The 12,766-nt window shown below is 51.7% G+C and carries 16 protein-coding genes; 1 reads left to right on the forward strand and 15 read right to left on the reverse strand.

Annotated features, from left to right (window positions below; all coding sequences use genetic code 11):
* The 14 genes from ACFVSO_RS28300 to ACFVSO_RS28365 all read right to left on the reverse strand — a co-directional run.
* Nucleotides 1-2,723 (reverse strand): phage tail tape measure protein (locus ACFVSO_RS28300; RefSeq protein ID WP_387480058.1); only part of this gene is annotated, 2,723 nt, incomplete at its 3' end.
* A gap of 20 nt (nucleotides 2,724-2,743) precedes the next feature.
* Complete coding sequence (locus ACFVSO_RS28305) at nucleotides 2,744-3,034, reverse strand: hypothetical protein (protein ID WP_387471697.1); 291 nt, start codon at nucleotides 3,032-3,034, stop codon at nucleotides 2,744-2,746.
* 14 nt (nucleotides 3,035-3,048) lie between these two features.
* A complete protein-coding gene (locus ACFVSO_RS28310; protein WP_387480059.1) occupies nucleotides 3,049-3,459 on the reverse strand; it encodes a hypothetical protein in 411 nt (136 codons plus the stop codon).
* Nucleotides 3,460-3,532: 73 nt separating this feature from the next.
* Nucleotides 3,533-4,069: a hypothetical protein gene (locus ACFVSO_RS28315; RefSeq protein WP_387471702.1), complete on the reverse strand. Its 537-nt coding sequence runs from the start codon at nucleotides 4,067-4,069 to the stop codon at nucleotides 3,533-3,535.
* 72 nt (nucleotides 4,070-4,141) lie between these two features.
* On the reverse strand, nucleotides 4,142-4,516 hold the full coding sequence (locus ACFVSO_RS28320) for a minor capsid protein (protein WP_387480060.1): 375 nt from the start codon (nucleotides 4,514-4,516) through the stop codon (nucleotides 4,142-4,144).
* A 3-nt stretch (nucleotides 4,517-4,519) separates the two neighbouring features.
* Complete coding sequence (locus ACFVSO_RS28325; RefSeq protein ID WP_387480061.1) at nucleotides 4,520-4,933, reverse strand: HK97 gp10 family phage protein; 414 nt, start codon at nucleotides 4,931-4,933, stop codon at nucleotides 4,520-4,522.
* Nucleotides 4,930-5,250, reverse strand: coding sequence for a hypothetical protein (locus ACFVSO_RS28330; protein ID WP_387480062.1), 321 nt, complete (start codon nucleotides 5,248-5,250; stop codon nucleotides 4,930-4,932). The genes ACFVSO_RS28325 and ACFVSO_RS28330 overlap by 4 nt, the downstream gene beginning before the upstream one ends.
* A 27-nt stretch (nucleotides 5,251-5,277) precedes the next feature.
* Nucleotides 5,278-5,667, reverse strand: coding sequence for a hypothetical protein (locus ACFVSO_RS28335; protein WP_387480063.1), 390 nt, complete (start codon nucleotides 5,665-5,667; stop codon nucleotides 5,278-5,280).
* A gap of 12 nt (nucleotides 5,668-5,679) precedes the next feature.
* A complete protein-coding gene (locus ACFVSO_RS28340) occupies nucleotides 5,680-5,943 on the reverse strand; it encodes a hypothetical protein (RefSeq protein ID WP_387471714.1) in 264 nt (87 codons plus the stop codon).
* A 2-nt stretch (nucleotides 5,944-5,945) separates the two neighbouring features.
* A complete protein-coding gene (locus ACFVSO_RS28345; RefSeq protein WP_483875075.1) occupies nucleotides 5,946-7,034 on the reverse strand; it encodes an SU10 major capsid protein in 1,089 nt (362 codons plus the stop codon).
* A 68-nt stretch (nucleotides 7,035-7,102) separates the two neighbouring features.
* A complete protein-coding gene (locus ACFVSO_RS28350; RefSeq protein ID WP_387480065.1) occupies nucleotides 7,103-7,810 on the reverse strand; it encodes a phage scaffolding protein in 708 nt (235 codons plus the stop codon).
* 80 nt (nucleotides 7,811-7,890) lie between these two features.
* Nucleotides 7,891-8,706 carry a phage minor capsid protein gene (locus ACFVSO_RS28355; RefSeq protein ID WP_387480066.1) on the reverse strand — a complete coding sequence of 272 codons (816 nt, stop codon included), beginning with the start codon at nucleotides 8,704-8,706 and terminating at the stop codon, nucleotides 7,891-7,893.
* Complete coding sequence (locus tag ACFVSO_RS28360; protein ID WP_387480067.1) at nucleotides 8,706-10,289, reverse strand: phage portal protein; 1,584 nt, start codon at nucleotides 10,287-10,289, stop codon at nucleotides 8,706-8,708. Before ACFVSO_RS28360 ends, ACFVSO_RS28355 begins: the two co-directional genes overlap by 1 nt.
* Nucleotides 10,286-10,594, reverse strand: a complete 309-nt coding sequence (locus ACFVSO_RS28365) for a hypothetical protein (RefSeq protein WP_387480068.1) — start codon at nucleotides 10,592-10,594, stop codon at nucleotides 10,286-10,288. Before ACFVSO_RS28365 ends, ACFVSO_RS28360 begins: the two co-directional genes overlap by 4 nt.
* 98 nt (nucleotides 10,595-10,692) lie before the next feature.
* On the opposite strand from ACFVSO_RS28365, the gene ACFVSO_RS28370 reads away from it, so the two are divergent.
* Entirely contained in the window at nucleotides 10,693-10,977 is a 285-nt protein-coding gene (locus tag ACFVSO_RS28370) for a DUF7736 domain-containing protein (protein WP_387480069.1), read from the forward strand.
* Here the strand turns inward: ACFVSO_RS28370 and terL are convergent.
* Entirely contained in the window at nucleotides 10,974-12,683 is a 1,710-nt protein-coding gene (gene terL / locus ACFVSO_RS28375) for a phage terminase large subunit (RefSeq protein ID WP_387480070.1), read from the reverse strand. The two genes, ACFVSO_RS28370 and terL, sit on opposite strands and share 4 nt — an antisense overlap.
* Between the last annotated feature and the right edge of the window lie 83 nt (nucleotides 12,684-12,766).

Genomic DNA, 12,766 nt, shown 5'->3' on the forward strand with positions numbered 1-12,766 from the left:
AGCTGTTCGGCGGTTTTCTCCGCTTTCTTCTTTTTATCCTTATCGGTATCAATCGTACCGGTACCGGATTTCGGGCTACTTTCGCCTGTGCCGAGTAAGCCGCGCCAAGTGCCGTTTCCAATGGCGTTAATCTCGGTATCTATATCGTTTAGAATCTGATTCAACGAGCCTTCCGTATCTTCCCAATGCTTCAGCGCTTTCTTGGCGGCGTCTTCAGAAACCTTTCCGAGTATATCGGCAGAATCTCCGGAAAACCAACTCGGAGTTTTCTTTTCAGCAGATATAACGGATTGGATAGCTTTAACTTGTTTTTTCGCAGCATCTAGCGCCTCTGCTGTCTCTCTACGTTTCGATTCCGTCTTATCGCGTTCCGCCTGTAGTTGCACCGCGACTGACTCTTTCTCGGCGTCGATAAGTTTGCGTACCAAATCTTCGTTCGTGATCAAAAGTCCGCCTTGCGCGTCAAGTTCCGTAGCCAAGTCCGGGTACTTTTCGGACAACTGACGTACGGTACGAGTCAGTTCTTCGTTTTCGTCTGCTGTACGTTTGGTTTGCGCCTTAAGCTCGCGGTAACGTTCGAGTAACCGGTCAGATTCCGCAATTTGATCTTGCTTAGCTGCGATATTACGAAGCTCTTCCATGCGTAGTTCGCGGAGCGCTGGCACTGACTTATTGATCTCCTCATTAAGATTCGCTATAACTCGCCACGCTTCGTCTGGCGTGTTAATTCCGAAAGTCTGTAGGCTCTCTTTGACTTCTTTTAACTGCCGGTTCATTCCGGCCAACTCTTCCGTAAGCGCATGCGCCTCGACCGAGTATTCCGGAAGCCCTTCTTTGAGTCCGTTTACGCGGTCGATTTCGGCGTTAATGTCGCGGTATTGCTCCATAAGCCCGTTAATTTCCGCCAGCTTCTCCGAAAGGCTTTTAACGTCCTCAGCCGTCCGTTCCATCGGATTCTTCGAAAGTTCTTCGTTAAAAGCTCGCTGCGCTTCCGCTGCCGCCTCCGCTTCAACTTTGTACGAAACGAACGCACCCGCTACAAGTCCGACTACGGCCGCAATAGCTCCGACCCAACCGAGTGCTGCGTATGAAGCTATGCCAGCAGCCGTTAGCGCTTTTAAGGCTACGATTACCCCGTAAATGCCTAACGCTAGTCCGAATGCACCACCCGTAGCCAACGTCGTTGTAACGACAAATGCACGCGCGCTATCGTCCGCCTCGTTAAACCCAAGCAGCATTTTCGTTACTTCCTCGACAACCGCCCGCATAGCTGGTTTAAAATCGTTACCTACCGTAATCCCTACGGCTTCCAGCGCTGACTTCATCTCTTCCAGCGCGCCGTTGTACGTGTTCATCTGCGTTTCGGCGACTTGTTGCGCTGTTCCGCCCGAATCACGTAACTCGTTCGCGAATGCATCGAGATCGTCCGCTCCCGTAGATACCAGCGTCAGAAATCCGGCAGCCGCTTCTGTCCCTGCGATCATAGCCGCCGCTTCAGTCTGCGCCGATTGCGTAAGCCCGCCGAATGCTGCTTCAACTTGGCGTAGGATATTCGTAAACGGAAGAATATTGCCTACCGCGTCCTGCGTCTTAATATTGAGCTGTTCCATAACGTCTTTCGCTTCGCCAACCGGCTTAACCAAACGTAGTAACATCGCCCGGAGCTGCGTACCGGCCATCTCGCCCTGAATACCGGCGTCCGATAGCTTACCGATGGCTGCCGCCGTATCCTCGATACTGATCCCGGTTGCCGCTGCAATTGGTGCCGCGTACTTCATCGCATAGCCAAGTTGCTCCATCGACGTGTTCGATGACGTAAATGCTTTCGCCAATACGTCCGACACGCGGCTTGTCTCCGATGCTTCGAGACGGAATCCCGTTAGAATATTCGATGTAATGTCCGCCGCTTTGCCGAGATCCATTTGCGCAGCCGCCGCGAGGTCGAGTAGTCCGGGCATTGCCGCGATAATCTCGTTGGCGTCGAAACCGGCAATCGCGAGGTACGATTGTCCGTCAGCAACTTGCGCCGTAGTAAATACCGTTGTCGCACCGAGACTTAGCGCTTGATCCTCCAACGCTTTAAACTCCGCAGCCGTCGCGCCAGATACCGCCTGCACGCGAGCCATGGACGATTCGAACGTTGCTGCCGCGTTAACGGATTTCGCGATAATGGCCGTAGTTGCTGCCGTAAGTGCCGCGAATGCTATGCTCAGTTTACCGACGGCCGACTTCGTTTGATCGCCGAATAAGCCGACTTTACCGCTGGCCGCGTCCGCTTCCGATGCAAATTCGGCCATTTGCTTTTTGGCGTCCTTCAAACTATCTTCGAGTTCCCATATCTTCGCCGACGTATCGTCCGATGTTTTCGTAAGCCGCAGAAGTGTCGCTTCCGTGTTAACGATTTGCTCTTGCAATTTTGACTTTTTGCTATCGTTGAACGTCGTATCGTACGACTGCTTCAGCTCGGACAGCTTCTTGCGCTGAATGTCGATCCGAGCGTTAACGTTATCGAGGACTCCCGTCAGCCGTCCGATTTGCTCCTGCGTTTCGCCGACCTTTTTTACGGTTGCCGCAAGCTCCGTCATATTACCGGATGCTTTCTTGGCGTTATCCGCCATCGCGGTCATATCGCGTTTTGACTGGTCTATTTGCGTCTTAAATCCGGCAGTATCCAGCTCTAAACGTGCCTTTATCGCGCCAATTTCCGTTGCTCCCGTTGTCATTCGTTACCTCCTTCCCACGTTCATTTCCGGCCGACTCGACCCCGCAGCCGTTCGAAAGCTGTTCGGTCAAATTCGTCATCATTCGTTTGTTTTTCGTTGGAATCCGCAAAGTCAGACCGTAGCCCGGCCGCGAATCGTTCGTACGTCTCTTTGTCCGTCGTCTGACTCACCGTCGCGATACTAAGCGCCATCAATCGGTCTTCCGCGATGGACTGCGATTTATAGCGCAGAATGAGCGGTAAGTCGACGAGATAATATTCCGTTTCCAGCACGCGTTGACTTACGCCGAGCTTTACGGCTGCTTGCGCCATAAACTCGTCAAACGTTAAGCTTCGGTCTTGCCGTCGCCCGGACTCGCCGGCTTCGTTACGAATTGACCGAGGACGGCCCGGAAGTTTTTTAACGCACGTTGTAGGTCGTTCTTTTCGAGCGTCAGCCGGATGAACTCGGATATCTCGGCCAAGTCGGCGTTTTTCGCAATGTAGTCCGCGTCAATATCCGCCAGTACGGCGACAATACCGACCGCTTCGTCCAGCGCCAGGTTAGCGCCCACTAGCAACGTCGCAACGAAATCGCCGGAATGACGTGCCGCGAGGACGTTTACGATAATGGCCGGTAGCGTCTCGATACGTTCAAATAGCAGTTTGTATTTTTCCGGCGTGAGCTTCGGAACCTTGACGGATTTATCGCCGAGCGTTACCGAGTCAGCCGATTTATTAAAAAACCGTGAAATCACGTTTATATTCGCCTCCAATTCGTTGTAAAAACGAAGACGGCCCCGTTAGGAGCCGCCGTTGAGTCTGCCGTTATTAAGCTTCTGCGTCCGGATCGCCGATGCCGATAAGTAGACCGTTAGCGTCCGGATAACCTTTAAATGTCACGTTAGTAATGAGTTCGTTATCGTACGAGTACGTGTAATTGAGGTTCGTTGTCGGTGCGGCTTTATACAGCGTAACTGTATCGTTTGCCGTAGCCGCCGAGGATAGCGGTTCGATGCGGACTTCTTTCGCAAAATCGATTAGGTCGATGATTTGCGATGCGTCAACGTCTACGCGCTGTTTGGTCGGATCGGTCGCGTCAGTTACGAGCGTAGAGCCCGGAATAACCTTCGCAATTTTGGCGACGTCATACTCGGCGAATGGAACGGCCAGCGTTGCGGATCGACCTGTGATAATTTCGCGGATTGGCGTGGTACCAAATTGGTCAACGACTACCTCTCGCGTAGTCATTTCGTAAGTCAGTACGACTCCGCCTTGCGTTGTTTCAAAGACAATCGGACTTGTACCGCCGACGTCAAACGTCACCTTGCACGGGCCGAGTTTAACTTTAGATGTATCGGATGCCATTACGTGATTTCCCCCTTGTATTTGCACGTCAAAAACGCCGGACCCGAAGGCCCGACGTATTGGTGCGTTTATCTATTTCGCTAGCAATGTAGCCGTAAAATTAACGGAGTACATCGGTCTATTATTTGCGTCCATGCCGAGATAAAGCGGTGCGGACTGGTCGGCAAACGTTGCGACGATACGCTGCGAGCCTATTACGAAATCCTGACGCCGATGAAACTCGTCATAGATCGTATTTGCCAATGCCTCCGTTGCTATACCGTTCTTTCCGCGCACTACGATCTGAATCGATGGCCGCCGTTTATTCGTCCATTGATCGGGCCGAAAGCCGCCGTGAATCCGTACATACCCCGAATTGTCAACGGATGAGGCCGGGAACTCGTTGTGATAGTACGTGTACGGTACGACGGACTCTACGTATGATTTTAATTCCGCGATAGTAAACACGCGTTATCCCAACTCCTTCCGGATTTCTTCCGCAATCCAATTCCGGTATTCTTCGACGTTTTCTTTATACGGTCGTTCGAGGTACTTCGGCTGCGTACCGGGCGTCGTCGGATTCTTAAAAGGCGCGTCCAACTCATGCGTAATAAGCGCGTAATTGATTCGGCCAGACTTACCGTCTTCTACCGCGCTATAGTAAACTTCGCCGATAACGCTTGACCCTTCCGTCTCCACCTCGGTCCAGGCCGTAATCCGGAGCGTGCCTTTATCGAGTGGAGCCAATTCGCGGGATCGACGTAATAAATCGTCCATAGCGTCGTGCATTCCGCGTTTGCCGCCTTCCAGCGCCTTACCGCCCAACGAATCGAGTCCGGACGTAATCGCCGAGGTATCGAATGTTAATCCGCTCTTATCCGTCATCGTACATACACCACCGTTAATACCGCCTTGCCGTTAAGCCACCGCTTCCGACCCGTGTTAACCGTCCGATACCGCACCGTCTCGCCGGATTCGTCGGTATATTCGTACTCATAATCGGACTTAACGGGCGCGTAACGGTCGAAGTAGATTTGCGCGGACGATACGACGTCCCGGCCGTGTTGGTCCGTTACGACTTCGGTGCCTTCCTGAAATCGGCAGCGGAGTGTAAACGGATCGGCGGGCGGCTTCGGATTCCACGGGTCGTTATCGCCGGGCGGATATACGGTGACCGTCTGCTTCAGTGGGATTAACGCCATATCACATCGTGCCTCCTCTTCGATCCGTCATAATACCGTCCATTTCACGGTACGACGCGAGAGCGAAACACCGCCGTTTGCGTCCGAAATCAAATCGAGGACGGTATCGGAAATCCACGCGTCCAGACCGGACTTGGCCCAATCCTTAAACGTAAAGTTGGCAACGCCGGTCAATCCGAAACTGGCGACACCTTGCTGCTGAAGCCTGTTCGTATCGTTGTACGCGATGGACAATTCGTTAGAGTATTCGTAAACGGCCGCGTCAGGTATCGTGTATCGAGCGTATTTGGTCGTTAGCTTCCGGCTGGCGACGTTCAGTATCCGTTGTTTTTTCGCCTCGTCAGCTTCCGTCCAATCGTCCGAGTCGATACAGTTGAGCGTTATATACTCGTCCGCGTCCAGGTTATTTACCGCCATGGTTTCGCCTCCTTATTTACCGGAGGGCTTACGTCCCTTGGCGGGCTGTTTCGGCTTATCCTCCGGCTCTGCCGTCTCTACTTCGATAATATCCGGTTCGGGTACCGGATCAAGAACCGTGTCCTCGACGTCAACTCTTCGCGCGTCAGATATTCCGCTCAATACCGCTATAACACCCAGATCATCCGTAACGTAGAGGCCACCGCTAAATTTGCGGAAGCCTCCGTTTACGTAAAATCCGAGTTCCGGATATCGCGGCGATTCGAATTTCGCCATTATTACGACAGTCCTTTCAGACGGCCGTGCGCTTTCTCCTGACGGAACTCTAGCGTATACTCACCGACGATCATGCCAGTTGTGTAATCGCCTTTTACGCCCAAGTACGTGTGGCCGAACTCACGCGTATTCAATGGTTTAATTGCCATACGGTTAGCGTCCGTTAGAATCAGCTCGTCGGATGCGAGGTTTTGGTTCAGCACAATGTCGAACGCGCCGAAGTCTGTAACGATGCGCTCTACGACTTGACCACGCGCATTCTCAGCACGTTCAATTACGATCTTATTTGCGTCAAGACCCGACAGCGCAACTTTTTGTTTAGCACCGACCATGATCTTATAATCGCCACCAGTAGCGAAACCGCCAGCATTATAGACAGCCTGCGCCAACGTATTAATTGCACCAAGTGTCAGTGCACCGCCAACGTTTGTAACGTTTGTCGTAATCCATTGGCGAATGCCCTTCATTTGGCGAACCTCGCCGGACTCGTACTGCACACCGTTGATTAGTGCTTTTTCGAGTTGCAGCGCCAGTTCGAGTTGTTTCTTTTGCTTCTCGTACTCGTAGAGGTCGTTGATACCGTATTGCGTTACTGCCTGCGCTGTACCGGAAATCTCGATCGAGTCGTCGAAGATTTGCGTCAGATTAGACTTGCGTACACGCGGCTTGTAACGTGCGGCGCGGGCGTCTGCACCCTCCGTACCTTCCACGAACATGAACTCTACTTTCGCAGCATTAGCGATAGCAGCAGCCGTAGTCGATGCGTAACCGCGCGTTACTGTCAACGTTTTTGTACCGACATTAACGGCGGAAACGTACAGCAGTTCTTCACCGATCTTAATAACGGCACCTACACGGAAAGGTTCAACGTTAGCAACCACAACGGACGTTGCGTCGATTAGCGCCGAAGCAGTAGTTACCGATTCGGTAGCGAACGTTTCATCTTCATACCAAACGTGTTCAACTTGCGATACGGGTGCCGCGAAACCTAGTGCATTTAGTAGCGGAGTCTGCATTGGGTTGAGAAGCAGAATCTCATCAACCACCGACTCTCGTTTACCAATAAGAGATGAGTCATAAACTTTTGGCATAGTAAGTAATTCCCCCTGTAAGGTTGTTTTTGGGTATAACAAAAAGGCCCAATTGCTCGGCCTTTGGCTTATTTATTCAATTCTGCTTTGAGAGTGGCATAAGCGACTTTATCCTCGATCTTCCCGGATTTGCGCGCCTTATCCGCTGCTTCAGCGAGTCTTTGTTCTTTCGTCTTATCCGGTTTAGGGTCGCCACCAGTGGGTCCACCAATTTGACGCGGTGTTGGTTTCGATGACTCCGCGAGGTACGGCTTCGATTCGATCAGCGCTTTAATTACGCCAGTTACGCCCTCAACATCGCCCTCTTCGGTTACCTTAACCGTAGACAAATCCGCTAGTTTAAATGCATCATCGAGTGCCTCGGTTCTTACGCCTGACTCTTTCGCTAATGCACGGAACTCGGCCTTAATCAATCGTTTATTTGCGGATGTGATTGCGGCGGCCGTTTTCCCTTCGGCTTCTTCCGCTTTTGTGCGGGCTGCGTCAAGCTCCGCTTGTAGTCGTTCCTGTTCCGTCATTGCCGCTCTTTGACGTTCCGCCTCGGCCGTCTCGTAATCGGATAGCTTCGTTTTCAGTTCGTCATAGTCGGCGTACGGTTTTTTTGCTTTCGCTTTCTCGCGCCCTATTAACGCATCGAGTTCGTCCTGCGTCATTGTTACCGTCTTCGGTTCCGGCGTTGGTTCCGGTTCCGAATCGCCCTCCGCAAACGTCTGAAGATTAAGTGTTAATCTATACTTGCGGATTGTTTCGGCCTTCGTATTAAACTCGTTTCTCATTCGTCATACCTCCGTATAATGGTCGTCACCAATATCCGTAGCAGTTTAATGTCATGTACGTTCGGACAAAGCGTTGAATATTATTTTTCAAGTCTGGCCGGTTCACGTAGCGGCGTCACCGAATGGCGGCAGTTTGGGTGGAATATCTCCCGACGCGGTAGTTCGCCAATGTATCGGTAATCACCTGGCGCGTCCGGCGTTAGCTTTACGATCATACCTTCGTACTTGCTACAAGCGTCCGTAGCGCCGTGCGTTGATATGACGCCGTAGTAAGCGCCCCGTCCGATCGCTTCGTTTACCGCAGCTTCTCGGCTGGCTTCGGCCGTCTTCGTCCGTGTAACCATATCAACGTATACTTCCGGTTTCCACCGACGTCCGTCCGCGTCAACGATTCCGGTATCGATGGCTGATTCAAGTTCGCGCCGCATCCCGGTTAAAATGTCGCGGCTTATCGTTCGGCGTCCGTTAATGCCTGCGGTCAAATTGGCGCGTATGGATTCCGCCGTGACTCTCCGCACAACTGCTTTCGTCCGCCGGTCGATATTCTGCGTCACAGCGAGTAAGTCCGCCTGCGTATCAGCGACAGCGGCCGCAACCATGTTCGAATTGATCCGGTTAAACTTCGCTATTTTCTCGGCGTCTTTAACCGTTTCCGCGACGCCAAGGCCGACTATCGCCTGGGCAACGCCAGCTTTAGCGGATTCCGGCACGTATTGCGTTACCCAGGCGGCAGACTCTTCGTTTAGCGACGTAAGGATTCGTGCGACTTCGCGGAGCGCTGACTCCGTGTTGGCCCGCGACATATCCGTCAGGTCGAGCGACAGCAACTCCGCCCGAATACGTTTGACTGCGTCCTTATAGGCAGCGACGAGTTCCGCGATATCACGTTCGGTCATTATACGACTACCTCGTTAAATACCGTTCCGTCTACGGTTCCATTGATGCGAGTCTCATCGTCAGAAATCCGATTAACGATTTGGTCGGCTTGCGTGTCATCAAGTCCGTCCATACGTTTGATGGCGGTTTTAACGTCAACCGTAGGTTTGGCCCCGGTACGTATTGCGTAAACCTCCGCTTCTGCTTTCTCGTCGCGCGGAATACCGTCATGCCACGTAATCTTCGGATAAACGGCGTTGTATGGACGGTAACCCGCTACGCCTTCATTCGCGGCGTTTTCGAGCTGCATCGCCGTCCACAGCGCGTCCCGGATCGCTCTATCTACGTGGTTACGGATGCGTTTGACTTTCGTCAGAATCGGCATAAAACGAGCCTTAATAGCACCGCCGTCCGTGTGTGACGTACCTGTTCCGCCTTTGTCGGAGGATAACGTTGTTCCGAATAACCACTGAGGCGTCTCAGACATCTGAAACACTAGTCCGAGCAGAACATCGAGTTCTCGGAAAGCTGCATCAAGCTGCCCATTCCAGACCATATAGCCCGGCGTCGTATCTTCTTTTCCGACGGGAATATACTTGCCGCCCCACCGAACCGCGCCGTTCCCGTCATCGTCGTCCCCTATGTCTTCTGGCCCGTAGGCAATCGGGTCTGAGTGTTTCCATAGGATATAGTCAATTTGAACAAGCCGGTCATTGATCGCAGCCAGCGTGGATTCGAGTTTTTCGACTCCGCTAATACCACGCCAATCATCGTCAGTCGTCTTATAAGGAATGTGGTGGACAAGTAGCTGCGGAATCCCTGTCGCATCAATATCGGATTCACGACCGGTCGATACTCGATCGCCGATTAGATACGTTGACACTGGATACCCGTACTCGGTCACAACGCCGGACTCCGATAGTTCATACCGTTCATGTACGATGTAACCTGGAACATGTCTCTCAACGTTTAAGTACGGAACTTCCTTCATCTTCGTACGCGCCAATACCGACTCGACGATGCCCGTCCGTTCCTCTACCCATTCGATCCACGCAATGTTAACGGCTTTGAATCGTTTTCGACTGCCGCGCGACAACTCCGGGAATACAATCGCCGCGTCAACGGTTTCGATAATCGGTTCGGCCGATCTTTCTGGCAGCGTAATCCCTTCGTACTCGCCCGCCAACTCTTCCGTCATCGTTACGTCGACACGCGGCGCATAATACGTTTTGACGAACGAGTCGCCCCGGTAACCAGCTCCGATTACGGTTTCGTGTATCATCTGCGTTAGGTCGTTCTCTTCGACAATAGCGTTTAGACGCTCTTGTTCCGCGCTATCGCCGGACTTACCGGATTCGAACGTCGGCGGGTCCGCCACCATCAAATCGGCCGGTTTCGTAAGCAATACGTCCATTATGTTAACTGCAATATATAACGATTTGAGCTGCGATTCATGCGGTGTACCTTTAAGTAATTCCGCAGCACGTTCGTAAATCTCCGCCTGTTTACCGGCAAATATCGCTTTTCCGCGATAGTATTTAGAGATACGCTCAATGTCCGCTTGTGGTGGATATTGCGCTCCCGTTACGAATAATTTCGTCACTCTTCAGCCTCCCTTCGTAGGTATTCGTCAACCGTAATAATTCCGTCTAATAGTTCCTTGCGTCGCTCAGTACGTTTATACCAACCGGAGTCTTTCCGCTTAGTTCGTAAGTGTTCGTTATAGTCGGACCACAACGAAAAGGCGGCGAACGTCTTAACGAACACGTCCGTACCGCTCTGAATCGTCGATAGATACTGTCGCAATGCCCGGTTAGCGTGCGCGGAATATACCGCCCACGTATCGTAGTCGTCGATTAAAACGGATTTGTCGTACTCCTCCGTGATCGACCGGTAATAGTTCGTCAATTAATCGTCCCTTTTCGTTAGTTTATCGTAAAAATACATTGCTTAACTAACCTGTTTTTGCTATATTCTAGTAAAGACTAACGAAAGAGGTGGAGCAATTGGCTAAGACGTTCCCTATTAGTGATGTCCTTAGTGTAGTAACTGAAACACTAGTTTCTAGTATGGAAGGTGTGCGAAACATATTGAATTACATGACTGGTATTGATTTAAGTACGAGCCAGATACCGTCTGCAATGAAAGAATGTAAGCAACATATTCTCCTCCAAAACCCGCAGCTAAGTAACGTACCTAATGTAAATGTATCTGATATTCCGGGCTGGCTTGATTCGCAAAAATACGTTTACGGAGATCGGCTAGCAATCACTCCAATTAATGTATCTTAACGGTAAAATACCGCTGGTTTATTCCGGACCTTCTTACGTCCTGTTTTCGAGATACTCACCGCCATTTCGAGCGCATCGATAACGTCGTCATGCGAGCCTGTCCCGTACATTTCGAATTGCTCGAGTAAAAGCGCATGCCTCTTCGTAAATTGAATAGCCCCGGACTCAATGTCGGGAGCCATCGCTTCAATCCGCAGTTCCTTACGGCTACGTTGATATATCTCTTTTACGCGGGTCCGGGCCGGATATCCAGCGGCCGCCAACGCTTGCTTCAGTTTGTGTACGAAGAACTCCTGCGCTGCCTGCGACTCAGCCGCGATATAGTTCGGTTGATACCGTGTTACCTTTTCGACGATAGTCCGGAGGAACACGTCCGGATGTACCCGTTCGCCCCACGCATCGACTACGTAAATTGTTCCGGACTTTTTATGTCGGGCAATCGTAACAATGGCGGAATAGTCGCCCCGCGTCTTACCCATCGCGAAGTCAACGCCCATGAATACGTCAAATTCGGCGGCCGGGCGTGGATATTGCGTTAGAAGCTGCGCGATGTCCTTTCCGTCCCAATACGAAAAAGAATCCGGCCGGAAAACGGCGGACTCTTCATCGATCGGGTTATTCATATACTCCGTATTGAACGCTTTTGAGCTGTTGTCCCATTTCCATACCAGTAGATCCCATAACGGCTTAACTTCAGGCCACAGCACCCGCGATCCTCGGTCCATCTCGTTTTTATTTGCGAGATATAAAGCGTACGCTTCCGCCTTGCGCTCGTCTTTCGACTTATCCGGATTCTGATAGACGAGACGGCATGCTTCCCACAGATCCATCCGCTCCGGCCATTCGATAATCGCCCTGTATACTCGCGTTTTAAAGTCGGTACGGTCCCGGAGGATACGGATAAGTAACGCGTCGTGGTGTACGGTTGTGCCCATGTATACGATGGCTGTCCGTTTGCCTTTCGGGTCACCGAGCGGCATTACAACTTGCGAAAACCAGTCGCGCATCTCCTGGCGTAATAACTCCGTGTTCGTGTTGCGCTTGTCTTCGAGGTCATCGCATACGATATAATCCGGTCGCACACCGTTCCAATTTCGGCCCCGGAGCGCTTGTCCGGTCGATGCCGCTTCGACACGAGCTAGTGGCCGCTTAGTTCCGTCTGACTGCGGTTCGGATGCGATAAACTCCGCTGAGTTATCCTTAGCGTTTTCCTGCTGCTTAATAGATAGTAGCGGTCCGAAATCGGCCCGAAGCTTGGCGTTGTGTTTAAGCTGCGTTGCGATCCAATCAAGGTTTCCGGACGCTACCGTCGGTGTTTCCGATATGAGAATGCAGTATTTCCGTTTCCGGTATATAACTTCCCGAAGCGGCGATGCTTTCGATAAGTACGTCGATTTACCGTGCGAGCGCGGCGCTGCAACGGCAATCTTCGCATTGACTTCGTTATTAGACACATCGTCCATGATGTCGGCGATTTCGCGGTGAAATTCTGGCATGTCCGCCACATCTTCGATATCGAATCCGTCCCAATTGCCGATATTGCCCGGATTGCGAGATTCCGAAAAGTATTCGAGTGCAAATTCGAGCAGATCGTCTTCGGCGCGGTTAATCCGGTCAAGCCGTTCATATTCCGCCGTTGCTACGTCAATTTCACGTAAAACCTCGTCAGGAAGCGAAGCAATATCGACATTGGCCAACGATTCCATTAACGCAGCGTACCCGGCTAGCGTTTGTTCGCGCTCAGACCGGTTAATCCAACGGCTTTCTTCGCTAATCCATGCGATATTGC

This window comes from Paenibacillus sp. NPDC057967 (assembly GCF_042887015.1).
Classification (GTDB): Bacteria; Bacillota; Bacilli; order Paenibacillales; family Paenibacillaceae; genus Pristimantibacillus.

Bases quoted from the DNA above. Each gene is read 5' to 3' on its own strand.
- terL (WP_387480070.1), bottom strand. From the start codon at position 12,683: ATGGAATCGTTGGCCAATGTCGATATTGCTTCGCTTCCTGACGAGGTT.
- ACFVSO_RS28315 (WP_387471702.1), bottom strand. From the start codon at position 4,069: ATGGCATCCGATACATCTAAAGTTAAACTCGGCCCGTGCAAGGTGACG.
- ACFVSO_RS28330 (WP_387480062.1), bottom strand. From the start codon at position 5,250: ATGGCGTTAATCCCACTGAAGCAGACGGTCACCGTATATCCGCCCGGC.
- ACFVSO_RS28350 (WP_387480065.1), bottom strand. From the start codon at position 7,810: ATGAGAAACGAGTTTAATACGAAGGCCGAAACAATCCGCAAGTATAGA.
- ACFVSO_RS28335 (WP_387480063.1), bottom strand. From the start codon at position 5,667: ATGGCGGTAAATAACCTGGACGCGGACGAGTATATAACGCTCAACTGT.
- ACFVSO_RS28325 (WP_387480061.1), bottom strand. From the start codon at position 4,933: ATGACGGATAAGAGCGGATTAACATTCGATACCTCGGCGATTACGTCC.
- ACFVSO_RS28345 (WP_483875075.1), bottom strand. From the start codon at position 7,034: ATGCCAAAAGTTTATGACTCATCTCTTATTGGTAAACGAGAGTCGGTG.
- ACFVSO_RS28355 (WP_387480066.1), bottom strand. From the start codon at position 8,706: ATGACCGAACGTGATATCGCGGAACTCGTCGCTGCCTATAAGGACGCA.
- ACFVSO_RS28305 (WP_387471697.1), bottom strand. From the start codon at position 3,034: ATGGCGCAAGCAGCCGTAAAGCTCGGCGTAAGTCAACGCGTGCTGGAA.
- ACFVSO_RS28340 (WP_387471714.1), bottom strand. From the start codon at position 5,943: ATGGCGAAATTCGAATCGCCGCGATATCCGGAACTCGGATTTTACGTA.